The sequence below is a fragment of the Streptomyces sp. NPDC031474 genome (assembly GCF_055581185.1).
The window spans coordinates 258,759-281,619 of the sequence record NZ_JBVIJX010000011.1; the positions used below are offsets into that span (position 1 = coordinate 258,759).

A 22,861-nucleotide genomic window follows, 5' to 3' on the forward strand; every position below is an offset into this window, starting at 1 on the left:
CCGTACCTACGACGAGGAGACGCCGATGGCAGCAGCCATCACGCTTGCCGCGGAGGCACCCAAGCTGTCCTCCGCGAACACAGGCTTCATGCTCATCTGTTCCGCCCTGGTGCTGATCATGACCCCGGGCCTCGCCTTCTTCTACGGAGGCATGGTCCGCGTCAAGAGCACACTGAACATGCTGATGATGAGCTTCATCAGCATCGGGATCGTCACCATCCTGTGGGTGTTGTACGGCTTCTCCCTTGCCTTCGGTACGCACAACGGCCTCATCGGCTGGAACTCCGACTGGTTCGGCCTCAGCAACATCGGGCTGACGGAGCTCTGGGACGGCTACACCATCCCGATCTTCGTCTTCATGATCTTCCAGATGATGTTCGCCGTCATCACCCCGGCCCTGATAAGCGGTGCCATCGCGGACCGCGTCAAGTTCTCGGCCTGGGCGCTCTTCGTCGCCCTGTGGCTCACGGTCGTCTACGTCCCGGTGGCCCACTGGGTCTGGGGTGCCGACGGCTGGGCCTTCAAGCTCGGTGTGATCGACTTCGCCGGTGGTACCGCGGTCCACATCAACGCCGGTGCCGGTGCCCTCGGCGTCATCCTGGTCATCGGCAAGCGCGTCGGCTTCAAGAAGGACCCGATGCGCCCGCACAGCCTCCCGCTGGTCATGCTCGGCGCAGGGCTCCTGTGGTTCGGCTGGTTCGGCTTCAACGCCGGCTCGTGGCTCGGCAACGACGACGGCGTCGGCGCGCTGATGTTCGTCAACACGCAGGTCGCCACCGCCGCCGCCATGCTGGCCTGGCTCGCCTACGAGAAGATCCGCCACGGCGCGTTCACCACGCTGGGCGCCGCCTCCGGTGCGGTCGCCGGTCTGGTCGCGATCACCCCGTCCGGTGGTGCGGTCAGCCCGCTGGGCGCGATCGCCGTCGGCGCCATCGCCGGTGTCGCCTGCGCCGCGGCCGTGGGCCTGAAGTACAAGTTCGGCTACGACGACTCCCTGGACGTCGTCGGCGTCCACATGGTCGGCGGCATCATCGGCTCCCTGCTCATCGGCTTCTTCGCCACCGGCAAGGGCCAGTCCACCGCGACGGGCGTCTTCTACGGCGACCACTCCTTCACCCAGCTGTGGAAGCAGTTCGCCGGTGTCGGCGCGGTCCTCGCCTACTCCCTGATCGCCTCCGCGGTCCTCGCCTTCCTCCTCGACAAGACCATCGGCATGCGGGTCACCGAGGACGAGGAGGTCGCCGGTATCGACCAGGCCGAGCACGCCGAGACCGCATACGACTTCAGCGGTGCCGGCGGCGGTGCCGCCCGGACCGCCGTCCCGGCCGGCGTCGGCGCCGACAGCAAGAAGGTGGACGCATGAAGCTCATCACCGCCGTCGTGAAGCCCCACCGGCTCGACGAGATCAAGGAAGCCCTGCAGGCCTTCGGCGTGCACGGCCTGACGGTCACCGAGGCCAGCGGCTACGGTCGTCAGCGGGGACACACCGAGGTCTACCGTGGTGCCGAGTACACCGTCGACCTGGTTCCCAAGATCCGCATCGAGGTGCTGGCCGAGGACGACGACGCCGAGCAGCTGATCGACGTCATCGTCAAGGCAGCCCGCACCGGCAAGATCGGTGACGGCAAGGTCTGGTCCCTCCCGGTCGAGACGGCCGTACGGGTCCGCACCGGTGAGCGCGGCCCGGACGCGCTCTGACGGCAGAACAGAACAGGAGTCGCTGGGTGACGAGCACGGACGTGCGAAAAGAAGCAGAGGACTCGGGACCCAGCGGCTATGCGGCGGCCCGGCTGCGCCTCCTCACCGAGGAGGCGCGGTCCGGGCCGCCGCGCCGTGCCGCCCTCGCGGAACTGACCGACGACTGGCTGAGCGGACTCTTCACGGCGGGCACCGAGGAGCTGAAGGGCGTCTCCCTGGTCGCCGTCGGTGGCTACGGCCGCGGCGAGCTCTCCCCACGCAGCGACCTCGACCTCCTGCTGCTGCACGACGGCGAGGACCCCAAGGCGGTCGCCGCCCTCGCCGACCGCCTCTGGTACCCGGTCTGGGACCTGGGCCTCGCCCTCGACCACTCGGTGCGCACCCCGGCCGAGGCCCGCAAGACCGCCGGCGAGGACCTGAAGGTCCACCTCGGTCTCCTGGACGCCCGCCATCTCGCCGGCGACCTCGGCCTGACCGCCGGACTGCGTACGGCCGTCCTCGCCGACTGGCGCAACCAGGCGCCCAAACGGCTTCCCGAGCTCCAGGAGCTGTGCGCCGAGCGCGCCGAACGCCAGGGCGAGCTGCAGTACCTGCTGGAACCGGACATCAAGGAGGCCCGCGGCGGCCTGCGGGACGCCACCGCGCTGCGTGCCGTGGCGGCCTCCTGGCTGGCGGACGCGCCCCGCGAGGGCCTCGACGACGCCCGCCGCAGGCTCCTCGACGTCCGCGACGCCCTGCACCTGACGACCGGGCGGGCGACCGACCGGCTTGCGCTCCAGGAGCAGGACCAGGTCGCGGCCGAGCTCGGCCTGCTCGACGCCGACACGCTGCTGCGCCAGGTGTACGAGGCGGCTCGGGTCATCTCGTATGCGAGCGATGTCACCTGGCGTGAAGTGGGGCGCGTACTGCGGTCGCGCGCCGTGCGGCCTCGGCTGCGCGCCATGCTGGGCGGTGGAAAGCCCGTACCCGAGCGTTCCCCGCTCGCCGAAGGGATCGTGGAGCAGGACGGCGAGGTGGTGCTCGCCCGCGCCGCACGCCCCGAACGCGACCCCGTCCTCCCCCTGCGTGCGGCGGCCGCCGCCGCGCAGGCCGGACTCCCGCTCTCCCTGCACGCCGTACGGCGCCTCGCGGCCACCGTGCGCCCCCTGCCCACGCCCTGGCCCGCCGAGGCACGCGAACAACTGGTCACCCTGCTCGGCTCGGGCCGGCCCACCATCGACGTCTGGGAGGCGCTGGAGGCCGAGGGCCTGATCACGCGTCTGCTGCCGGACTGGGAGCGGGTGCGCTGCCGGCCGCAGCGCAACGCCGTGCACATCTGGACCGTCGACCGGCATCTCATCGAGACCGCCGTGCGCGCCTCCGAGTTCACCCGCCGCGTCAGCCGCCCGGACCTGCTGCTGGTCTCCGCGCTGCTGCACGACATCGGCAAGGGCTGGCCCGGTGACCACTCGGTGGCGGGCGAGATCATCGCCAAGGACGTCGCCGCCCGCATCGGCTTCGACCGCGCCGACGTCGCCGTCCTCTCCACGCTCGTACGGCACCACCTGCTGCTGATCGAGACGGCCACCCGGCGCGACCTCGAGGACCCGGCCACGGTCCGCTCGGTCGCGGACGCGGTCGGCTCGCAGAGCACCCTGGAACTCCTGCACGCGCTCACCGAGGCGGACGCGCTGGCCACCGGGCCCGCCGCCTGGTCCTCCTGGCGGGGTTCGCTCGTGGCGGACCTGGTCAAGCGGGTCGCAGCGGTCCTCGCCGGCGACACGCCCGACGAGCCCGACGACAGCGCGCCCACCGCCGAACAGGAGCGGCTGGCCATCGAGGCGATCGCCACGGGCAGCCCGGTGCTCTCCCTGCGCGCCCAGACCGAGGCGCCCACGGAGGAACAGCCGGACGGCGATCCCGAACCGCTCGGCGTGGAGCTGCTCATCGCCGTACCGGACCAGGCGGGCGTGCTGCCCGCGGTGGCCGGCGTGCTGGCCATGCACCGGCTGACCGTCCGCACGGCCGAGCTGCGCGCCCTGGACCTGCCGGACGGCGTCGAAGGCTCCGTCCTGCTGCTGAACTGGCGGGTCGCCGCGGAGTACGGCTCGCTGCCCCAGGCGGCCCGGCTGCGCGCCGACCTCGTACGCGCCCTGGACGGCTCGCTGGACATCGCCGGACGGCTCGCCGAGCGGGACGCCGCCTACCCCCGGCGCCGCGGCTGGGCGGCGCCCGCCGCGCGCGTGACAGTCGCTTCGGCGGCCTCCCGCCACGCCACGGTGATCGAAGTACGCGCCCAGGACGCGCCCGGCCTGCTGTTCCGGATCGGGGCGGCGCTGGAGGACGCTGCGGTGCGGGTGCGCAGCATGCACGTCTCCACGCTGGGCGCGAACGCCGTCGACGCCTTCTACGTGACGCAAGCGCAGGGCGCGCCCCTGGCGGGGGACGAGGCGGTGGCCGTGGCACGCAAGCTCGAGGAGAGCTTGCGGGAGTGACGTTCCGCTCACCCGTGGCGTGGACGCCTGCTACGTCACTGGTGCTGATTGCTCCCCGCTTCGCGGGGCTGGTGTCCCCGTCCGTTGAATGCAACGGGCGGGGACGATTCCTTGGCTGGGCCAGATACCCTGGAGGGCAGCCCACCGCCCCCGACTCCGAGGACCGACGTCGCCGTGTTCGATACCCTCTCCGACCGCCTCAGCGCGACTTTCAAGAATCTCCGCGGCAAGGGCAGGCTGTCCGAGGCGGACATCGACGCCACGGCGCGCGAGATCCGCATCGCCCTCCTCGAAGCCGACGTGGCCCTGCCGGTCGTCCGCACGTTCATCAAGAACGTCAAGGAGCGTGCCCTCGGCTCCGACGTCTCCAAGGCGCTGAACCCCGCCCAGCAGGTCCTGAAGATCGTCAACGAGGAACTCGTCACGATCCTCGGCGGCGAGACGCGGCGCCTGCGCTTCGCCAAGCAGCCGCCGACCGTGATCATGCTCGCGGGTCTGCAGGGCGCCGGTAAGACCACCCTCGCGGGCAAGCTCGGCCGCTGGCTGAAGGAGCAGGGCCACTCGCCGCTCCTGGTCGCCGCCGACCTCCAGCGCCCCAACGCCGTCAACCAGCTCAGCGTCGTCGCCGAGCGCGCCGGGGTGGCCGTATACGCCCCGCAGCCCGGCAACGGCGTCGGCGACCCGGTCCAGGTCGCCAAGGACTCCATCGAGTTCGCGAAGTCCAAGGTCCACGACATCGTGATCGTGGACACCGCCGGCCGCCTCGGCATCGACGCCGAGCTGATGCAGCAGGCCGCGGACATCCGCGACGCCGTCTCGCCCGACGAGATCCTCTTCGTCGTCGACGCGATGATCGGTCAGGACGCCGTGAACACGGCCGAGGCCTTCCGCGACGGCGTCGGCTTCGACGGTGTCGTGCTGTCGAAGCTCGACGGTGACGCCCGCGGTGGCGCCGCCCTGTCGATCGCCTCCGTGACCGGCAAGCCGATCATGTTCGCCTCGAACGGCGAGAAGCTCGACGACTTCGACGCCTTCCACCCCGACCGGATGGCCTCCCGCATCCTCGACATGGGTGACCTGCTCACCCTGATCGAGCAGGCGGAGAAGACGTTCAGTCAGGAAGAGGCCGAGAAGATGGCCTCCAAGCTGGCGTCCAAGAAGGGCCAGGACTTCACCCTGGACGACTTCCTGGCCCAGATGGAGCAGGTCAGGAAGATGGGCAGCATCTCCAAGCTGCTCGGCATGCTGCCCGGCATGGGGCAGATCAAGGACCAGATCAACAACCTCGACGAGCGGGACGTCGACCGCACGGCCGCGATCATCAAGTCGATGACCCCGGGCGAGCGCCAGGACCCGACGATCATCAACGGCTCGCGCCGCGCCCGTATCGCCAAGGGTTCCGGTGTCGAGGTCAGCGCGGTGAAGGGCCTGGTCGAGCGGTTCTTCGAAGCCCGCAAGATGATGTCCCGGATGGCCCAGGGCGGCGGCATGCCGGGCATGCCGGGGATGCCGGGCATGGGCGGCGGCCCCGGCCGGCAGAAGAAGCAGCCCAAGCAGGCCAAGGGCAAGCAGCGCTCCGGCAACCCGATGAAGCGCAAGCAGCAGGAGCTGGAGGCGGCCCAGCGTCGCGAGGCCCAGGCCCAGGGCGGCAACGCGCTCGGGCTGCCGCAGCAGGGCGCCCAGGACTTCGAGCTGCCGGACGAGTTCAAGAAGTTCATGGGCTGAGCGCCCGAGTACGTCGTCGAGGGTTCGGCGAGGGCGCCCTTCTCCGGAAGGGCGCCCTCGGTCTTTCTGCCTTTCTGCGCATACCGCTCACCGTCACGGCCGAGCCGGTGGTCCGGCACCGCGGCTTTCCGGCCAATCTGCTGATGCCTCAGGGTGTGCGCGCGATCAGGTACCGGAAGACGTTCGGCATCCACACCGTGCCGTCCGGCCGCCGATAGGGGTGCAGCGCCTCCGCCAGTTCCTTGTCGACCTGGGCCTGGTCCGTCGCCGTGACCGCCGCGTCGAACAGGCCCGTGGACAGCAGACCCTTGAGGGCGCTCTCCACATCGGCGTACCCGAAGGGGCAGGCCACCCGCCCCGAACCGTCCGGCTTCAGCCCGGCCCGCTGGGCGACCTCCTCCAGGTCGTCGCGCAGCGCCGGGCGCAGCCGGACCGTGCCGCCGCGCAGCGGATCGGCCAGCTTCGCCGCGACCCGCAACACCGCGGACGTGGCGCAGCGTTCCGGCGGACCCCAGCCGACCAGCACCACGGGCGCCCCGCGCGCGGCGAGCGGCGTCGAGGCCGCGAGCAGTCCGGCGAGGCCGTCCGCGTCGCCCGCGAGGCATCCGATCGGCTCGAAGGCGGTCACCAGCGTGTACCCGGCCGTCTCCACGCCGGCCGCGTCCTCGGGCGACCGGTCGGTGAGCCGGATGCGGTCATGGTTCCTGCCGTCCCGGCCGCCTTCGGTGTCTTCACGCGCGCGTGTGGAGCGCTCCGGCTCCCCCGGCAGAAGCCGCTCGCGGGCGAGGGTCAGCCGTTCGGGGGAGGAGGTCTCGACCCCTGTGAGCGCGGCCGCCCCTCTCGAGGCCGCCATCAGCAGGGCGAGCCCGGAGCCGCAGCCGAGAGCGAGAAGCCGGGTGCCGACCCCTACGTCGAGCCGTTCGTAGACGGCCTCGTAGAGCGGGACCAGCATCCGCTCCTGGATCTCCGACCAGTCACGCGCGCGTGCGCCCAGGTCCGCGCGGGACGTCGGCCCCGCGTGAGGCAGTGGCTGCCGCACGAGCACAGGTGTCATGGATAAGCGCCCCAATCCGCCGAGAGTTGCCGCAGTAACCGATCAGGTGGCCCCCGTGCAGTGCGCTCGCACTTCCCCCGTATGCCAGGTAACTCCCCGTTCGCGACGGCGTCCAGGGGTCTCGGGCCCCCGCTTGCGGCCCGGCTGGGCCTGTGGCGAGAATTCACATTCCGGCAATCTGGACCCGTACCATCGCGCCATGGCAAAGGCACCCGTTCTCACCCCACGGGCGGACGACTTCCCCCGCTGGTACCAGGATCTGATCACCAAGGCGGAACTGGCCGACAACGGCCCAGTGCGCGGCACCATGGTGATCCGACCGTACGGGTACGGGCTGTGGGAGCGGATGCAGGCGGAGATGGACGCCCGCATCAAGGAGACCGGCACCGAGAACGCGTACTTCCCGCTGCTGATCCCGCAGTCGTACCTGACGCGGGAAGCGGACCATGTCGAGGGTTTCGCGCCCGAACTGGCCGTGGTCACGCACGGCGGCGGCAAGGAGCTGGAGGAGCCGGCGGTCGTCCGCCCCACCTCCGAGACCATCGTCAACGAGTACTTCTCCAAGTGGGTGCAGAGCTACCGCGACCTGCCCCTGCTGATCAACCAGTGGGCCAACGTGGTCCGTTGGGAGCTGCGGCCCCGTCTCTTCCTGCGGACGTCCGAGTTCCTGTGGCAGGAGGGGCACACGGCCCACGCCACCTACGAGGAGGCCCGCGACTTCGCCGCGCACATCCACCGCGACGTCTACGGCGACTTCCTGGAGAACGTCCTCGCGATCGACGCGGTCGCCGGCCGCAAGACGGTCAAGGAGCGCTTCGCGGGCGCCATCAACACGCTCACCCTCGAGAGCATGATGGGCGACGGCAAGGCCCTGCAGATGGTCACCAGCCATGAGCTGGGCCAGAACTTCGCCAAGGCCTTCAACACCCGCTACCTGTCGAAGGACGGCGCCCAGGAGCTGGTCTGGCAGACCTCGTGGGGCTCCACGACCCGCATGATCGGCGCCCTGGTGATGACTCACGGCGACGACGACGGGCTGCGGGTGCCGCCGCGGCTGGCGCACGTCCAGGTCGTCGTCCTGGCGATCAAGGGCGACGAGGGGGTTCTGGCCAAGGTCCGCGAGCTGGGCGACCGGCTGAAGGCGGCGGGCGTCCGCGTCCGGGTCGACGACCGCACCGACGTGCCCTTCGGGCGGCGCGCGGTCGACTGGGAGCTCAAGGGCGTGCCGGTCCGCATCGAGATCGGTCCCCGTGACCTGGAGAACGGCACGGCGATGCTGGCCCGCCGGATCCCGGGAGGCAAGGAGCCGGTGGCGATCGACAAGCTGGTGGGCCTGCTGCCGGGCATCCTCGAAGAGGACCAGGCGCTGCTGCTGAAGCAGTCCCGCGAGCGCCGTGAGTCCCGGACGACGGACGTGTCGACGATTGGCGAGGCGGCGCAGGCGGCCGTCGCCGGCGGCTGGGCCCGCATCCCGTGGGCGGCCCTCGGCGAGGAGGGCGAGGCCGCACTGGCCGAGCAGTCCCTGACCGTACGGTGTCTGGTCGCCGAGGACGGGTCGGTGCCGGACGACGGGGACGCTCCCGGTAACGTCGCGATCGTCGCGCGCGCTTACTGAAGCAGCGCCCTTCGCCCGAGAGGGCGACCGAAACGCCTCTTGCGCCCCTGCGGAACATCCGTACCCCGGCGCGCGGACATGGTCTACGCGCCGGGTCGTACGGAGGACTACGCACCAGCTTGGTATGAGCTGTGAGGCTTCTCCGCAGATCAACGCACCCGCCCTCGTCCGGACGCATCAGTGGCAACTGACGGGTACGTGCAAATTATTTGAGATGCCCCGGAATAGGAACACAGGGGCACCCCCGCTCGTTGTCATTACGTGAGCACGACACAGACACCACCAGTTCTCGCCGCAGAGCTGGCAGAGGCGTGGGCCGACATTCAGCGGTACCACCCCGAACTGCCGGATCTTGCCGCGCCAGAGTCCCTGATCGGGGAGTCGTCGTCCGCCTGCGGTCACGAGCTCTCCTTCGAGCGACTGCTCCATGAGGCAGTCCATGGCATCGCCGCCGCCCGCGGTGTCCGCGACACCTCCCGCGCCGGCCGCTACCACAACCGCAGATTCCTCGCGATCGCCGAGGAGATGGGCCTGGACCACCCCGAGGAACCCCACCCCAGCAGCGGTTTCTCCCTGGTCACGCTCAACCCCGAGGCCAAGCGCCGCTACCGGCCCACGATCGAGCGCCTCCAGCGGGCCCTCAAGGCCCATCTGGCCGCCACCTCCTCCGACACCACCCGTACCTTCCGTGGCCCCGCCGCCCGGCACGGCTCCTCCGGCGGAGGCGTCCGCGTCAAGGCCGTCTGCGACTGCGGGCGCAACGTCCGGGTCGTGCCGTCGGTCCTGGCCCAGGCGCCCATCGTGTGCGGGGGTTGCGGCAAGCCGTTCCGGATTCCGGAGATCGCCGGCGCCGCGTAACAGCAAACGGCCCAGCACCGGCATCTCGTGGCTGCCGGTCGACGGCGAGGCGCGGGGTGGTCGCACACCGCGGGCACCCCGCAGCGCCGGGCCGCGCACCCGACGTGCGCTCACCGCGTCCGACGCCGGGTGCCGCCGAAGCACGCCCGGGAGCGGCCGACCCCTCGGCCCGAGGCGACCCGCCGGGTATGGCACAATGGCTAGCTGTACTCGACAGTCGCACAGGACCCCTCTCTCCTCCGGCTGACGCGTCCATCGGGCACTCGGGTACCGCAACCCCACGCGGCAATCTCGCCGTGCCCAATCACGTCAAAACCAGGAGAACCCACTCCCGTGGCAGTCAAGATCAAGCTGAAGCGTCTGGGCAAGATCCGTTCGCCTCACTACCGCATCGTCGTCGCCGACAGCCGTACCCGTCGTGACGGCCGTGCGATCGAGGAGATCGGCAAGTACCAGCCGACGTACCACCCGTCGATCATCGAGGTCGACGCCGACCGTGTCGCGTACTGGCTGGGTGTCGGCGCGCAGCCGACCGAGCCGGTTCTCGCCATCCTGAAGAAGACCGGCGACTGGCAGAAGTTCAAGGGCGAGCCCGCCCCGGCGCCGCTGCTCGTCGCCGAGCCGAAGAAGGCTCGCCCGTCGTTCGAGGCCCTCGGTGGCGACGACTCGGGCAAGGGTGAGGCCATCACCCAGAAGAAGAAGGCTGAGAAGAAGGACGAGGCCGCGGCCGAGTCCTCTGAGCCGACCGAGGCCTGAGCAGCATGCTCGAAGAGGCGCTTGAGCACCTCGTGAAGGGCATCGTCGACAACCCCGACGATGTGCAGGTCGCCTCGCGCAACCTGCGCCGCGGGCGCGTGCTCGAGGTCCGGGTCCACCCGGACGACCTCGGCAAGGTCATCGGCCGCAACGGCCGCACCGCACGCGCTCTGCGCACCGTCGTGGGCGCCATCGGCGGCCGGGGCGTCCGCGTCGACCTCGTCGACGTGGACCACGTCCGCTGACGCGTTTCGCAGCACCGGCTCGGGCCGGGGAGGGCCACTGGGCCGTCCCCGGCCCGTAGTCGTGATGACAGGAGATTCTGAGAAGTGCAGCTCGTAGTCGCACGGATCGGCCGCGCCCACGGCATCAAGGGCGAGGTCACCGTCGAGGTACGCACCGACGAGCCGGAGCTGCGGCTCGCACCCGGCGCCGTCCTGTCCACGGACCCGGCCTCGACCGGCCCGCTGACCATCGAGACCGGCCGCGTCCACAGCGGCCGTCTCCTCCTGCGCTTCGAGGGCGTGCGTGACCGTAACGCCGCCGAAGCCCTGCGCAACACCCTCCTGATCGCCGAGGTCGACCCGGCCGAGCTGCCCGAGGAGGAGGACGAGTTCTACGACCACCAGCTGATGGACCTGGACGTCGTCACCAAGGACGGCGTCGAGGTCGGCCGGATCACCGAGATCTCGCACCTGCCCTCCCAGGACCTCTTCATCGTCGAGCGGCCCGACGGCAGCGAGGTGATGATCCCGTTCGTCGAGTCGATCGTCACCGAGATCGACCTCGAGGAGCAGCGGGCGATCATCGACCCGCCGCCCGGGCTCATCGACGACCGCGCGGAGATCGCGTCCGCACGGGACGAGGCCGAGGGCGAGGACGCGTCGTAATGCGCCTCGACGTCGTCACGATCTTCCCCGAGTACCTCGACCCGCTGAACGTCTCCCTCGTCGGCAAGGCACGCGTGCGTGGGCAGCTCGACGTCCAGGTGCACGACCTGCGGGAGTGGACGTACGACCGGCACAACACGGTCGACGACACGCCCTACGGCGGCGGACCCGGCATGGTCATGAAGACCGAGCCCTGGGGCGACGCCCTCGACTCCGTCCTCGCCGACGGCTACGAGCGAGGCTCGCGCGCACCCGCGATCGTCGTGCCGACGCCCAGCGGCCGCCCCTTCACCCAGGAACTGGCCGTCGAGCTCTCCGAGCGCCCCTGGCTGATCTTCACGCCGGCCCGCTACGAGGGCATCGACCGGCGGGTCATCGACGAGTACGCCGCCCGGGTCCCCGTCTACGAGGTCTCCATCGGCGACTACGTCCTGGCCGGCGGCGAGGCCGCCGTCCTGGTCGTCACCGAGGCCGTGGCACGCCTGCTGCCCGGGGTGCTCGGCAACGCCGAGTCCCACCGCGACGACTCCTTCGCCCCCGGCGCCATGGCCAACCTCCTGGAAGGCCCCGTCTACACCAAGCCGCCCGCCTGGCGCGGCCGGGACATCCCCGACGTGCTGCTCAGCGGCCACCACGGGAAGATCGCCCGCTGGCGGCGCGACGAGGCGCTGCGCCGTACGACGGCCAACCGGCCCGACCTGATCGAGCGCTGCGACCCGAAGACCTTCGACAAGAAGGACCGCGAGATGCTCTCCATCCTGGGCTGGGCGCCCGACCCGGAGGGCGAGGCGTACGGTCGATTTTGGCGCAGGACCGAGGGCGTGGAAGAATAGGTCGCTGTTGTGCGCCGTCCGGTGTGCGCCCCTGCCACAGGGGGACACGACGCCCGCCTCGACGGGCACACGGCACTCAATCCTCGAACATCTAGTTCCGTTGATGACCTGTGGCATCAGCGAAGAAAGCAGACGAAATGTCTCACTTGCTCGACACCGTCGACGCCGCGTCGCTGCGCAGCGACGTCCCGGCCTTCCGCCCGGGTGACACCGTCAACGTCCACGTGCGCGTCATCGAGGGCAACCGCTCCCGTGTGCAGCAGTTCAAGGGCGTTGTGATCCGCCGCCAGGGCGCCGGTGTCCGCGAGACCTTCACGGTCCGCAAGGTCTCCTTCTCCGTCGGCGTCGAGCGCACCTTCCCGGTGCACACCCCGATCGTCGAGAAGATCGAGCTCGTCACCCGCGGTGACGTGCGTCGCGCCAAGCTCTACTACCTCCGTGAGCTGCGCGGCAAGGCCGCGAAGATCAAGGAGAAGCGCGACAACTGAGCGCACCGAGGGGTTCAAAGCGGGGCCGGATAACATCTGGCCCCGATGGACACCGAAGCTCAGCCGACGACGGAGCGCGACCGCTCCTCCAGCCCTTCCGTTTCCGCGGACGCCTCCCAGGAGGCCCCGGACACCGAGGGAGTGGAGGGACGGTCGCGTTTCGCGTTGGCGGCACGCGTCATCCAGTGGCTGCCGGGCGGCCGGATCAGTCTCTCCCTGTTGATCTGCCTGGTGTTTTTGCTGCTCCTCAACACTTTCGTGGCGCAGCCATTCCAGATTCCCAGCGGATCCATGGAAAACGGATTGAGGATCGGCGACCGGGTTCTCGTAAATAAGTTGGCGTACCGTTTCGGTGCCGAGCCGCAGCGCGGCGACGTCATCGTGTTCGACGGCACCGGGTACTTCGGGAACTCCGACTACATCAAGCGCGTCGTGGGTGTAGGGGGAGACCACGTGGTCTGCTGCGACAAGGAGGGGAGGATCCAGGTGAACGGCCGGTCGGTCGACGAGTCGACGTTCCTGTATCCCGGGGACAGCCCGTCCACTGTGGACTTCGACGTGGCCGTGCCCAAGAACACCCTGTTCGTCCTCGGCGACCATCGCAGCCACTCCAGCGACTCCCGGGACCATCTGGGCTCACCGGGCGGCGGCATGATCCCCGTCGACGACGTGATCGGCCGCGCCGACTGGATCGTCTGGCCGTATGCGCACCTGACCCGCCTGTCCCGCCCGAGCGGCTACGCGCGCGTGCCCGGTGGGGGCGCCCATGGGTAACCGCGGCAGACCGCGCGGCGTCCCCGCCTCCGCCGCGGACCAGCTCCTGCCCACCGGCATCCGGCGCGCCTCCAGCCCGGCCGGCGGCCGCACGCGCGCGGAGCGACGCAAGCTGCAGCGCAAGGTCAAGCGCAAGCGCAGGCGCTCCGCCGTCCGTGAGATACCGCTGCTGGTCGGGGTCGCCGTCCTGATAGCGCTGGTCCTGAAGACGTTCCTGGTGCAGGCCTTCGTGATCCCGTCCGGGTCCATGGAGCAGACGATCCGGATCGGCGACCGCGTCCTGGTCGACAAGTTCACCCCGTGGTTCGGCTCCAAGCCCGAGCGCGGGGACGTCGTCGTGTTCAAGGACCCCGGCGGCTGGCTCAACGACGAGCAGACGACGACCAAGAAGAAGGACCCCGTCGTCGTCAAGCAGATCAAGGAAGGGCTCACCTTCATCGGTCTGCTGCCGTCCGACAACGAGAAGGACCTCATCAAGCGCGTCGTCGGGGTGGGCGGCGACCGCGTCGTGTGCTGTGACGCGCAGAAGCGGGTGACCGTCAACGGGGTTCCCCTGGAGGAGGGGGCCTATCTGTATCCCGGCAACGAGCCCTCCAGCACGCCGTTCGACATCACCGTCCCGCAGGGGCGGCTGTGGGTGATGGGCGACCACCGGGCCAACTCCGCGGACTCCCGCTCCCACCAGAACACCGACTACGGGGGCACCGTCTCCGAGGACGAGGTGGTGGGCCGGGCCATGGTCATCGCCTGGCCCCTGGGCCACTGGGTCCGTCTCAAAGAACCGCAAACTTTCTCATCCGTGACCGGCTCGGCCGCCACGGCGACCGCCGCCGCCCAGCCGTCGCATAGGGTTGCTTCCGGCGATCCGAACGGATCGATTCGACAACTCCCGAGCCCTGCGGAACTCCCGCTCGTTATGGGAGTAGTGGGCCTGCGTCGTATGTGGGGCAGGCAGCGGCACAGAGTGAGGAGTTGGCGTGGGGGATGTGGCGGTTGGCGCACGGTCCGGGCACGACGGCGAGGATCACCGCGGACGGTCCGTGGAAGCCGCCGACCCGGCCTCGGACAGCGCCGTGAACGCAGAGAATGACCCGGTGGCGGGCGGTGAGGGCCCGCCGGCGGACGAGCCGCCCCGGACCGGTGGCGAGGGGTCGGGCGACTCTGCTCCGAAGGCGAAGAAGCCGCGCTCCTTCTGGAAGGAGCTGCCGATCCTGATCGGCATCGCGCTGGTCCTGGCCCTGCTGATCAAGACGTTCCTGGTGCAGGCGTTCTCCATCCCGTCGGCGTCGATGGAGAACACCCTCAAGATCGGTGACCGGGTCCTCGTCGACAAACTGACCCCGTGGTTCGGCTCCGAGCCGGAGCGCGGCGAGGTCGTCGTCTTCCACGACCCCGACGACTGGCTGGCGGGCGAGAACACCGCCAATCCGAACGCCTTCCAGACCTTCCTCAGCTGGATCGGCCTGATGCCGTCCGCGGAGGAGAAGGACCTGATCAAGCGGGTCATCGGCGTCGGCGGCGACACCGTCGCGTGCAAGGGCACGGGCCCGCTCACGGTCAACGGCAAGGCGCTGAACGAGCCGTACGTGTACCCCGGCAACACCCCGTGCAGCCAGGACGACCAGGGCGGCCAGTTCTCAGTGAAGGTCCCCAAGGGCTTCGTCTGGGTCATGGGCGACCACCGCCAGAACTCGCGCGACTCGCGCTACAACCAGTCGGACGTGAACCACGGCATGGTGCCCGTCGACCAGGTCGTCGGACGCGCCATCGTCAAGGCCTGGCCGCTGAGCCACTGGGGCACGCTGCCCGTGCCGGACACTTTCGACCAGACCGGTCTGAGCGACCAGTCCGCGGCGTCCACGGCACTGACGGTCGCCCCGCAGGGCCTTGCCCTCGCCGGGGCCGTGCCGGTGGTCCTGTGGCGCCGTCGGCGCACGCAGGAGTCCGCGACCCGCTGATCTTCCGGCTTCCGTTCGGCAAACCCTTTCCCAAGCGTGTGACCACGGCCGGGGAAGACGGGGGGAGACCGGGGAGGAGCCGGAAAGAAGGGCTGACCCGATTCGGTACCGCCGGGTAGGGTGCGGACCCATGGGTGGCGAGAGCACGACGCGTACGGCCCCGCACAGTGGCGGTGGCACCAGCAGTGGCCCGGTGGGCAGCCGGACCGGACAGCGACTGTCCGGACTGGCCGTCGCACTGGGCCTCGCGCTGTTCCTCGGCGGATTCGGCTGGGGAGCCCTGATCTACCGGCCGTACACCGTGCCCACCAGTTCGATGAGTCCGACGATCGCCGCCGGCGACCGCGTGCTGGCCGAGCGGGTCGACGGCGGCGAGGTGCGTCGCGGGGACGTCGTCGTCTTCAGCGACAAGACGTGGGTGACCAACGCGCTCGTCGTCAAGCGGGTGGTCGCCGTCGGCGGCGACACGGTCTCCTGCTGCACCGACGGCAAGCTCACCGTCAACGGCAAGCAGATCGAAGAACCGTATCTGCCCCCGGGCAGCCTGGCCGAGATCAAGAACTTCCCGACCGTGAAGGTCCCCGACGGCAGGCTCTTCCTGCTCGGCGACGAGCGGCAGGGCTCCCTGGACTCCACCGCCCACCTCACGGACGCCGCCCAGGGCACGGTCGCGCGCAGTGCCGTCAAGGCCCGCGTCGACTCCGTCGTCTGGCCCATGAACGGCATGCTGAAGCGTCCCACGGGCTTCGAGACGCTCGGCGCCCTCTCCCAGCCGGGCCCGCTGCGGACGATCACCTGGCTGATTCTCGCCGGCGCCGTGCTGGTCCTCGGCGGCGGTGCGTACGGCCCGATCGCCAAGCGGACCTCGGGCCGCCGCGCCCGCCCCCAGCCGGAGCCGGCCGGTGCCCGCTGAGACGACGGACGGCTCGGCCGGCACGGACGGTTCGGCCGGCACGGGCGTCGACTCCTACGAGGGCGGACTGCGCAAGGTCGCCCGGGTCGTCCTGCTCGACCCGCAGGACCGCATCCTGCTGCTGCACGGCCACGAACCGGACGACCCGGCAGACGACTGGTGGTTCACGCCCGGCGGGGGCGTGGAGGGCGACGAGACCCGTGAACAGGCTGCTCTGCGGGAACTCGCGGAGGAGACCGGCATCACCGAGGTCGAGCTCGGCCCGGTGCTGTGGCGACGGAAGTGTTCCTTCCCGTTCGCGGGCCGCCGCTGGGACCAGGACGAGTGGTACTACCTGGCCCGGACGGCCGAAACGCACAGCTCGGCGCCCCGGCCCACGGCCCTGACCGAGCTGGAGCGGCGCAGCGTCGCCGGAGCGCGTTGGTGGACGTGTCAGGAACTGACCCGGGCACATGAGACGGTGTATCCGACCAGACTCGTCGAGCTGCTGCGCACGCTGCTCGACGACGGTCCCCCGGCCGGACCCGTAACCCTGGACACGGAAATCGTCTAGAGGCGCACGGGACTGGCGCACAATGGGGAGATCGCACGGCTGAAGGGGAACATGCCATGAGCGCCGAGGACCTCGAGAAGTACGAGACCGAGATGGAGCTGAAGCTCTACCGGGAGTACCGCGACGTCGTCGGTCTGTTCAAATACGTGATTGAGACCGAGCGGCGCTTCTACCTCACCAACGACTACGAGATGCAGGTGCACTCGGTCCAGGGCGAGGTGTTCTTCGAGGTGTCGATGGCGGACGCCTGGGTGTGGGACATGTACCGGCCGGCCCGGTTCGTGAAGCAGGTACGGGTGCTCACGTTCAAGGACGTGAACATCGAGGAGCTGAACAAGAGCGATCTGGAGCTTCCCGGGAGCTGAGGCCCGCGGGCGGACGCCCGTGTGGGTGACCGGGTTATCCACAGTCACCGAGTTCTCCACCAAGATCCTTTCTGTGGCGGCGGATGCGTGACCGTGGGTGCCGGAGGTGGTGCCCACATGAGCACGAACACGGATCTGGCCCGAGGCGCACTCGGCAGGTACGGCGAGGAACTGGCCGCCCGGCGGCTGACCGAGGCCGGGATGACGGTCCTGGAGCGCAACTGGCGCTGCGGCAGGACCGGTGAGATCGACATCGTCGCCAGGGACGGCGACGTCCTGGTCGTCTGCGAGGTGAAGACGCGCAGGGGCGGCGCTTTCCAGCACCCGATGGCGGCGGTGACCCCGGAGAAGGCCGAGCGGCTGCGCGGCCTCGCCGAGCGGTGGATCCAGACACACGGGGGAGCCCCGCCCGGCGGCGTTCGCATCGACCTGATCGGCGTCGTCCTGCCCCGCCGCGGCGCGGCCGTCGTCGAGCACGCGCGGGGGGTGGCCTGAGATGGGGTTCGCGCGTACGTGCTCGGTGGCGCTGGTGGGCGTCGAGGGCGTCGTCGTCGAGGTCCAGGCCGACCTCGAACCGGGAGTGGCGGCTTTCACGCTGGTGGGGCTGCCGGACAAGAGCCTGAGCGAGAGCCGGGACCGGGTCCGGGCGGCCGTGGTGAACTCGGGCGGCGAGTGGCCGCAGAAGAAGCTCACCGTAGGACTCAGCCCGGCCTCGGTGCCCAAGGGCGGCAGCGGCTTCGATCTCGCCATCGCCAGCGCCGTGCTCGGCGCGGCCGAACGGATCGACCCACGGGTGCTCGCCGACATCGTGATGATCGGGGAGCTCGGCCTGGACGGGCGGGTGCGCCCGGTCCGGGGCATCCTCCCCGCCGTGCTTGCCGCGGCCGACGCCGGATACGAACAGGTGGTCGTGCCGGAGTGCGCCGCCGCCGAGGCGTCGCTGGTCCCGGGCGTCTCCGTGCTCGGGGTGCGCAGCCTGCGGCAGCTGATCGCCGTCCTCGCGGACGAGCCCGTGCCCGAGGAGGAACCGGACGAGGCGGGCCGCCCGGACCCGCTCCTGGCCGGGCTCAGGATGCCCGGCGCCGGCGCGGCCACCGGGATGCACAGCATGGGCGCCGCTCAGCAGGACCACGGGCACGACCTCGCGGACGTGGTCGGGCAGCGCTCGGCGCGGACCGCGGTCGAGGTGGCCGCGGCGGGCGGACACCACCTGTTCCTCGAGGGACCGCCCGGCGCGGGCAAGACCATGCTCGCGGAGCGCCTGCCGGCCGTGCTGCCCCGGCTGAGCCGGGAGGAGTCGCTGGAGGTCACGGCGGTGCACTCGGTGGCCGGCCTGCTGCCCCCGGGCAAGCCCCTCATCGACGTGCCCCCGTACTGCGCCCCGCACCACTCGGCCACGATGCAGTCGCTGGTCGGGGGCGGGGCGGGGTTCGCCCGCCCCGGTGCCGTCTCGCTGGCCCACCGAGGGGTGCTCTTCCTCGACGAGACCCCCGAGTTCGGCAGCCAGGCACTCGACGCCCTGCGGCAGCCGCTGGAGGCGGGGCACGTGGTGATCGCGCGCAGTGCGGGAGTGGTGCGCTTCCCGGCGCGGTTCCTGATGGTGCTGGCGGCCAATCCGTGCCCCTGCGGCCGGTTCTCGCAGCGCGACACCGTGTGCGACTGTCCGCCCTCGGTGATCCGCCGCTATCAGGCCCGGCTCTCCGGGCCCCTGCTCGACCGGGTCGACCTGCGCGTCGAGGTCGACCCGGTCGGCCGGGCCGAGCTGGCGCACCGCGGTCCCGGAGGCGAGTCCACAGCCACCGTCGCCGACCGGGTCCGGGCGGCCCGGGAGCGTGCCGCGGCCCGGCTGGCAGGCACCGGGTGGCGGACCAACAGCGAGATCCCCGGCCGTGAGCTGCGCAACCGCTGGCATGCCGCGATCGGCGCCATGGACGAGGCGGAACGGAACCTGGAGCGTGGGGTGCTGACCGCACGCGGGCTCGATCGGGTGCTGCGCGTCGCCTGGACCGTCGCCGACCTGGTCGGCCACGACCGGCCCGACGCCATGGACGTGGCCCTCGCCCTGCAACTGCGCACGGGGGTGCCGCGCGGGGTGCCGATGGCCCTCGGGGCGCTGACATGACCGGCCCTGGCAGGAACGGCACTGACGTGAACGGCCCTGAAGGCCCTGGCGTCAACGGCCCTGGCGTCAGCGGCGGTGGCGACCCGGGCGACGAGCGGCTCGCCCGCGTTTTCCTCGGGCGGGTCGTCGAGCCCGGCGACGAGGTGGGCGGGCAGTGGGTGCGGGAGCGGGGCGTACGGGAGGTGGTGCGCCGGTTGCGGGGCGACGGGGAGCCGTTGCCCGGGGTGACCGCGAAACGCTGGGCCGGGTTGCTGGCGCGGGCCGGGCGGGCCGAGCCGGAGCGGGACCTGGCCGTGGCGCGGGAGGCCGGGGTGCGGTTCGTGTGCCCGGGGGACGCCGAGTGGCCCGGCACCCTGGACGAACTCGGGGATGCCCGGCCGCTGGGGCTCTGGGTGCGAGGGCGGCCCAGTCTGCGCATGTGGGCGCTGCGGTCGGTCGCCGTCGTGGGCGCCCGCGCCTGCACCCAGTACGGCGCCCACATGGCCGCCGGTCTGGCCTGCGGGCTCGCCGAACGAGGGTGGGTGGTCGTGTCCGGCGGGGCCTACGGCATCGACGGGGCCGCCCACCGGGGCGCCCTCGGCGCGGGCGGCGCCACCGTCGCCGTACTCGCCTGCGGGGTCGACCGGCCCTACCCGCGCGGGCACACCGAGCTGATCAACCGGATCGGGGAACAGGGGCTGGTGGTCGGCGAGCTGCCGCCCGGCGACCATCCCACGCCGAGCAGATTCATCCTGCGCAACCGGGTGATCGCCGCCCTCACCCGGGGCACGGTCGTCGTCGAGGCCGCGTACCGCAGTGGCTCGCTGGTCACCGCGCGGGCGGCGCAGCGGCTGGGCCGGCACACGATGGGGGTGCCGGGGCCGGCCACGAGCAGTCTGTCGGCCGGGGTGCACGAGCTGCTGCGCGGGGAGGCCGTGCTGGTCACCGACGCCGCCGAGGTCGTCGAGCTGGTCGGTGACATGGGTGAGCTGGCCCCGGACCGGCGCGGCCCGGTGCTGCCGCTCGACCTGCTGGAGCCGGGCGCCCGGCGTGTCCTGGCCGCGCTCCCCGCCCGCAGAACCGCCGGGGTCGACGAGGTCGCCCGCGAGGCCCGCACCACACCCGACGACGCGCTCGCGAGACTGTACGAACTCAGAGCACTCGGTTACGTCGAACGACACGGCGACGGCTGGAAGTTGACACGCCAGGCGATGGTCTCCGTTCGAGTAGGTCGACGCTCGTGTTGACCCGGGAGATTCGGCCGTCCGGGGGAACGCCGAAAGCCTTGGGAATTGCGGCAGTTGACCCATCCCGGTGATCACCCGCCGCGAGCGCGGCGACGCTGGAGTGGGCCCAGCGGAACGTATCTGCGTACTGGTCCGACCACGCCCTTCGCGCACCGCGACACTACAGTCACGCTACGCTCACGAGGATTCCGGCACAGACCGGTACCTCTGCACCACGCGGTACCCACCTCACGCACTTCACGGCAGAACGGCACAAGGCGACGAATGCCCCAGCACACCTCCGGGCCCGACCGGGCGGCGATCCCCCCAGCCGCCCGCGACGGTGGCAGCGTGCGGCCGCCCGCTCCCTCGACGCTCGACGAGCTGTGGCGGTCGTACAAGGACACGGGGGACGAGCGGCTGCGGGAGCAGCTGATCCTGCACTACTCGCCGCTGGTGAAGTACGTGGCGGGACGGGTGAGCGTCGGTCTGCCGCCGAACGTGGAGCAGGCCGACTTCGTGTCCTCCGGGGTCTTCGGGCTGATTGACGCGATCGAGAAGTTCGACATCGACCGGGAGATCAAGTTCGAGACGTACGCGATCACCCGGATCCGGGGCGCGATGATCGACGAGCTGCGGGCCCTGGACTGGATCCCGCGGTCGGTGCGCCAGAAGGCGCGCAACGTCGAACGGGCCTACGCCACGCTGGAGGCGCGGCTGCGGCGGACTCCGTCGGAGTGCGAGGTGGCCGCCGAGCTGGGCATCGCGGTGGACGAGCTGCACGCCGTGTTCAGTCAGCTGTCGCTGGCCAACGTGGTGGCGCTGGAGGAGTTGCTGCACGTCGGGGGCGAGGGCGGCGACCGGCTGAGCCTGATGGACACCCTCGAGGACACCGCCGCCGACAACCCCGTGGAGGTGGCCGAGGACCGGGAGCTCAGGCGATTCCTGGCGCGGGCGATCAACACGCTGCCCGACCGGGAGAAGACCGTCGTCACCCTGTACTACTACGAGGGGCTGACGCTCGCCGAGATCGGGAACGTGCTGGGCGTGACCGAGAGCAGGGTCAGCCAGATCCACACCAAGTCCGTGCTCCAGCTGCGTGCGAAACTGGCGGGCTTCGGTCGCTGACCGGCCCGAGTCACTCCCGTCGGGGGTGGCGCGTCCGTAGAGTGGTTGACGTGCCAAGGATTCGAGCGGCCTCCGTGGCCGAGCACCGGTCGATGCAGCGTGCCGCCCTGCTGGACGCGGCACGCTCCCTGTTGTCCGAAGGCGGGACGGAGGCGCTGACCTTCCCGGCCCTCGCCGAGCGCACCGGCCTCGCGCGCTCGTCCGTGTACGAGTACTTCCGGTCGCGGGCCGCCGTCGTCGAGGAGCTGTGCGAGGTCGACTTCCCGGTGTGGGCGGCGGAGGTCGAGACGGCCATGGCCGCGGCCGACGGGGCGGAGGCCAAGGTCGAGGCGTATGTGCGACAGCAGCTCGCGCTGGTGGGGGACCGCCGGCACCGGGCCGTCGTGGCGATCTCGGCGAGCGAACTGGACGCCGGGGCCCGGGAGAAGATCCGCGCGGCGCACGGCGGGCTCGTATCGATGATCGGGGAGGCCCTGGCGGAGCTGGGGCACACGGAGCCCCGGCTCGCGGCCATGCTGTTGCAGGGCGTCGTGGACGCGGCGGTACGGCGGATCGAGCTGGGAGCCGCCGAGGATCCCTCGGCGATCACGGACGCGGCGGTCTCCATGGTCCTGAGGGGTGTGCTGGGCTGAGCTACGGCAGGGGGACGCCGAGCACCGGCAGCAGCCGCGACGGGCCCCGGCGCAGCAGCCACGGGGGCAGCAGCGACAGTGGGTCCAGGTACGCCTCGCCCCGCAGCAGCCCCCAGTGCACACACGTCACCGTGCAGTGCGACCCCACCGGTTCCACCGTGCCGATCACCTGGCCCGGCGCCACCTCGTCACCCTTGTGCACCGACGCCCGTACCGGCTCATAGGTCGTCCGCAGCGGCGGCTCACCCGTGCCCGTCAGCTCCACCGCGACGACCCCGCGGCCCGCCACCCGCCCCGCGAAGGACACGCGGCCCGGGGCCACCGTCCGGACCGGGGCGCCCGGCGGGGCCGCCAGGTCGACGCCCCGGTGACCGCGCGCGTACGGCGTGGCCGGGGGCTCCCAGCCGCGTACCAGCGCCGGGCGCGTGCCGACCGGCCAGGACCGGCCGATCGCCGGGACCGGATCCGGCGGGAGCGCGGGGGCTCCCGGCGGGGCCTGGGGGTCCGCCCACGCCACGGACGCCAGCATCGTGATCAACAGGAGCAGCACCAGGCCGCCGAGGCATCGCTTCGCGTACATGGGAAAACCGTTCCGCATCCCCCGGGCCGTGGCGCGGGCCTGTGGACTACTCGCCGGTTGTGGACAGCGGCGTCACCCGGCGCCTCCCGGGTCCCGTACACTTCTTCTGGCGATCCGGGTCACCGGGTCGACTTCGCACGCCCCGGTATCGGGCGCCGGCCACGGTCGGTCTCCCGGTATCCGCGCCCCTCGGTCCTTCGTGGCTCGGCGCACCGCGGGCGTCAGGCGCGGGAGCCATCC

At 71.2% G+C, this 22,861-nt stretch carries 24 protein-coding genes; 22 read left to right on the forward strand and 2 right to left on the reverse strand.

Annotated elements, in window-relative coordinates; all coding sequences use genetic code 11:
* Positions 1-25: 25 nt before the first annotated feature.
* The 4 genes from ACZ5SK_RS24690 to ffh all read left to right on the forward strand — a co-directional run bounded on the left by ACZ5SK_RS24690 (position 26) and on the right by ffh (position 5,897).
* Complete coding sequence (locus tag ACZ5SK_RS24690; RefSeq protein ID WP_334576910.1) at positions 26-1,363, forward strand: ammonium transporter; 1,338 nt, start codon at positions 26-28, stop codon at positions 1,361-1,363.
* Positions 1,360-1,698 (forward strand): P-II family nitrogen regulator, encoded by a 339-nt coding sequence (locus ACZ5SK_RS24695; protein ID WP_003997576.1) that lies wholly within the window; start codon positions 1,360-1,362, stop codon positions 1,696-1,698. Before ACZ5SK_RS24690 ends, ACZ5SK_RS24695 begins: the two co-directional genes overlap by 4 nt.
* Positions 1,699-1,724: 26 nt before the next feature.
* Complete coding sequence (locus ACZ5SK_RS24700) at positions 1,725-4,172, forward strand: [protein-PII] uridylyltransferase (protein WP_468576604.1); 2,448 nt, start codon at positions 1,725-1,727, stop codon at positions 4,170-4,172.
* A gap of 174 nt (positions 4,173-4,346) precedes the next feature.
* Positions 4,347-5,897, forward strand: coding sequence for a signal recognition particle protein (gene ffh, locus ACZ5SK_RS24705; RefSeq protein ID WP_334576907.1), 1,551 nt, complete (start codon positions 4,347-4,349; stop codon positions 5,895-5,897).
* 148 nt (positions 5,898-6,045) lie between these two features.
* Here the strand turns inward: ffh and ACZ5SK_RS24710 are convergent, their stop codons facing one another.
* Positions 6,046-6,951: an SAM-dependent methyltransferase gene (locus tag ACZ5SK_RS24710; protein ID WP_361705096.1), complete on the reverse strand. Its 906-nt coding sequence runs from the start codon at positions 6,949-6,951 to the stop codon at positions 6,046-6,048.
* A gap of 199 nt (positions 6,952-7,150) precedes the next feature.
* Between ACZ5SK_RS24710 and proS the strand changes: the two genes are divergently transcribed.
* From proS to ACZ5SK_RS24800, 18 genes are all read left to right on the forward strand, one after another.
* Entirely contained in the window at positions 7,151-8,566 is a 1,416-nt protein-coding gene (gene proS, locus ACZ5SK_RS24715; protein WP_334576905.1) for a proline--tRNA ligase, read from the forward strand.
* A 261-nt stretch (positions 8,567-8,827) separates the two neighbouring features.
* Positions 8,828-9,424: a hypothetical protein gene (locus tag ACZ5SK_RS24720; RefSeq protein ID WP_079659231.1), complete on the forward strand. Its 597-nt coding sequence runs from the start codon at positions 8,828-8,830 to the stop codon at positions 9,422-9,424.
* 333 nt (positions 9,425-9,757) lie between these two features.
* Positions 9,758-10,180, forward strand: coding sequence for a 30S ribosomal protein S16 (gene rpsP / locus ACZ5SK_RS24725; RefSeq protein ID WP_079659230.1), 423 nt, complete (start codon positions 9,758-9,760; stop codon positions 10,178-10,180).
* 5 nt (positions 10,181-10,185) lie between these two features.
* On the forward strand, positions 10,186-10,425 hold the full coding sequence (locus ACZ5SK_RS24730; RefSeq protein WP_003973401.1) for an RNA-binding protein: 240 nt from the start codon (positions 10,186-10,188) through the stop codon (positions 10,423-10,425).
* An 84-nt stretch (positions 10,426-10,509) separates the two neighbouring features.
* Positions 10,510-11,070: a ribosome maturation factor RimM gene (gene rimM, locus ACZ5SK_RS24735; RefSeq protein ID WP_361705091.1), complete on the forward strand. Its 561-nt coding sequence runs from the start codon at positions 10,510-10,512 to the stop codon at positions 11,068-11,070.
* On the forward strand, positions 11,070-11,903 hold the full coding sequence (trmD, locus tag ACZ5SK_RS24740) for a tRNA (guanosine(37)-N1)-methyltransferase TrmD (protein WP_334576900.1): 834 nt from the start codon (positions 11,070-11,072) through the stop codon (positions 11,901-11,903). The genes rimM and trmD overlap by 1 nt, the downstream gene beginning before the upstream one ends.
* A 137-nt stretch (positions 11,904-12,040) precedes the next feature.
* Positions 12,041-12,391 (forward strand): 50S ribosomal protein L19, encoded by a 351-nt coding sequence (gene rplS, locus ACZ5SK_RS24745; protein WP_030943163.1) that lies wholly within the window; start codon positions 12,041-12,043, stop codon positions 12,389-12,391.
* Between the two features lie 45 nt (positions 12,392-12,436).
* Positions 12,437-13,165 (forward strand): signal peptidase I, encoded by a 729-nt coding sequence (gene lepB / locus ACZ5SK_RS24750; RefSeq protein ID WP_334576897.1) that lies wholly within the window; start codon positions 12,437-12,439, stop codon positions 13,163-13,165.
* Positions 13,158-14,255 (forward strand): signal peptidase I, encoded by a 1,098-nt coding sequence (gene lepB, locus ACZ5SK_RS24755; RefSeq protein WP_334576895.1) that lies wholly within the window; start codon positions 13,158-13,160, stop codon positions 14,253-14,255. Before lepB (ACZ5SK_RS24750) ends, lepB (ACZ5SK_RS24755) begins: the two co-directional genes overlap by 8 nt.
* Complete coding sequence (gene lepB, locus ACZ5SK_RS24760; protein ID WP_334576893.1) at positions 14,143-15,123, forward strand: signal peptidase I; 981 nt, start codon at positions 14,143-14,145, stop codon at positions 15,121-15,123. The genes lepB (ACZ5SK_RS24755) and lepB (ACZ5SK_RS24760) overlap by 113 nt, the downstream gene beginning before the upstream one ends.
* Positions 15,124-15,253: 130 nt before the next feature.
* Positions 15,254-16,036, forward strand: a complete 783-nt coding sequence (gene lepB, locus ACZ5SK_RS24765; protein WP_334576891.1) for a signal peptidase I — start codon at positions 15,254-15,256, stop codon at positions 16,034-16,036.
* Positions 16,026-16,589, forward strand: a complete 564-nt coding sequence (locus tag ACZ5SK_RS24770) for an NUDIX hydrolase (RefSeq protein WP_334576890.1) — start codon at positions 16,026-16,028, stop codon at positions 16,587-16,589. The genes lepB (ACZ5SK_RS24765) and ACZ5SK_RS24770 overlap by 11 nt, the downstream gene beginning before the upstream one ends.
* A 56-nt stretch (positions 16,590-16,645) precedes the next feature.
* Positions 16,646-16,954 (forward strand): DUF2469 domain-containing protein, encoded by a 309-nt coding sequence (locus ACZ5SK_RS24775; RefSeq protein WP_005311352.1) that lies wholly within the window; start codon positions 16,646-16,648, stop codon positions 16,952-16,954.
* Between the two features lie 117 nt (positions 16,955-17,071).
* The gene (locus ACZ5SK_RS24780; protein WP_079659222.1) at positions 17,072-17,449 is read left to right on the forward strand and encodes a YraN family protein; all 378 of its coding nucleotides are present in this window, start codon (positions 17,072-17,074) and stop codon (positions 17,447-17,449) included.
* Between the two features lies 1 nt (position 17,450).
* The gene (locus tag ACZ5SK_RS24785; protein WP_334576888.1) at positions 17,451-19,076 is read left to right on the forward strand and encodes a YifB family Mg chelatase-like AAA ATPase; all 1,626 of its coding nucleotides are present in this window, start codon (positions 17,451-17,453) and stop codon (positions 19,074-19,076) included.
* Complete coding sequence (gene dprA / locus ACZ5SK_RS24790; RefSeq protein ID WP_443041222.1) at positions 19,073-20,302, forward strand: DNA-processing protein DprA; 1,230 nt, start codon at positions 19,073-19,075, stop codon at positions 20,300-20,302. The genes ACZ5SK_RS24785 and dprA overlap by 4 nt, the downstream gene beginning before the upstream one ends.
* 264 nt (positions 20,303-20,566) lie before the next feature.
* A complete protein-coding gene (gene whiG, locus ACZ5SK_RS24795; protein ID WP_334576884.1) occupies positions 20,567-21,409 on the forward strand; it encodes an RNA polymerase sigma factor WhiG in 843 nt (280 codons plus the stop codon).
* Between the two features lie 74 nt (positions 21,410-21,483).
* Positions 21,484-22,041 carry a TetR/AcrR family transcriptional regulator gene (locus ACZ5SK_RS24800; protein WP_079659219.1) on the forward strand — a complete coding sequence of 186 codons (558 nt, stop codon included), beginning with the start codon at positions 21,484-21,486 and terminating at the stop codon, positions 22,039-22,041.
* Between the two features lies 1 nt (position 22,042).
* Here ACZ5SK_RS24800 and ACZ5SK_RS24805 read toward each other — a convergent pair whose 3' ends face one another.
* Positions 22,043-22,621, reverse strand: coding sequence for a M23 family metallopeptidase (locus tag ACZ5SK_RS24805; protein ID WP_334576882.1), 579 nt, complete (start codon positions 22,619-22,621; stop codon positions 22,043-22,045).
* Between the last annotated feature and the right edge of the window lie 240 nt (positions 22,622-22,861).

Bases quoted from the DNA above. Each gene is read 5' to 3' on its own strand.
- ACZ5SK_RS24690 (WP_334576910.1), top strand. From the start codon at position 26: ATGGCAGCAGCCATCACGCTTGCCGCGGAGGCACCCAAGCTGTCCTCC.
- ACZ5SK_RS24695 (WP_003997576.1), top strand. From the start codon at position 1,360: ATGAAGCTCATCACCGCCGTCGTGAAGCCCCACCGGCTCGACGAGATC.
- ACZ5SK_RS24710 (WP_361705096.1), bottom strand. From the start codon at position 6,951: ATGACACCTGTGCTCGTGCGGCAGCCACTGCCTCACGCGGGGCCGACG.
- proS (WP_334576905.1), top strand. From the start codon at position 7,151: ATGGCAAAGGCACCCGTTCTCACCCCACGGGCGGACGACTTCCCCCGC.
- ACZ5SK_RS24730 (WP_003973401.1), top strand. From the start codon at position 10,186: ATGCTCGAAGAGGCGCTTGAGCACCTCGTGAAGGGCATCGTCGACAAC.
- trmD (WP_334576900.1), top strand. From the start codon at position 11,070: ATGCGCCTCGACGTCGTCACGATCTTCCCCGAGTACCTCGACCCGCTG.
- rplS (WP_030943163.1), top strand. From the start codon at position 12,041: ATGTCTCACTTGCTCGACACCGTCGACGCCGCGTCGCTGCGCAGCGAC.
- lepB (WP_334576897.1), top strand. From the start codon at position 12,437: ATGGACACCGAAGCTCAGCCGACGACGGAGCGCGACCGCTCCTCCAGC.
- lepB (WP_334576895.1), top strand. From the start codon at position 13,158: ATGGGTAACCGCGGCAGACCGCGCGGCGTCCCCGCCTCCGCCGCGGAC.
- lepB (WP_334576891.1), top strand. From the start codon at position 15,254: ATGGGTGGCGAGAGCACGACGCGTACGGCCCCGCACAGTGGCGGTGGC.
- ACZ5SK_RS24775 (WP_005311352.1), top strand. From the start codon at position 16,646: ATGAGCGCCGAGGACCTCGAGAAGTACGAGACCGAGATGGAGCTGAAG.
- ACZ5SK_RS24780 (WP_079659222.1), top strand. From the start codon at position 17,072: ATGAGCACGAACACGGATCTGGCCCGAGGCGCACTCGGCAGGTACGGC.
- ACZ5SK_RS24785 (WP_334576888.1), top strand. From the start codon at position 17,451: ATGGGGTTCGCGCGTACGTGCTCGGTGGCGCTGGTGGGCGTCGAGGGC.
- dprA (WP_443041222.1), top strand. From the start codon at position 19,073: ATGACCGGCCCTGGCAGGAACGGCACTGACGTGAACGGCCCTGAAGGC.
- whiG (WP_334576884.1), top strand. From the start codon at position 20,567: ATGCCCCAGCACACCTCCGGGCCCGACCGGGCGGCGATCCCCCCAGCC.
- ACZ5SK_RS24805 (WP_334576882.1), bottom strand. From the start codon at position 22,621: ATGTACGCGAAGCGATGCCTCGGCGGCCTGGTGCTGCTCCTGTTGATC.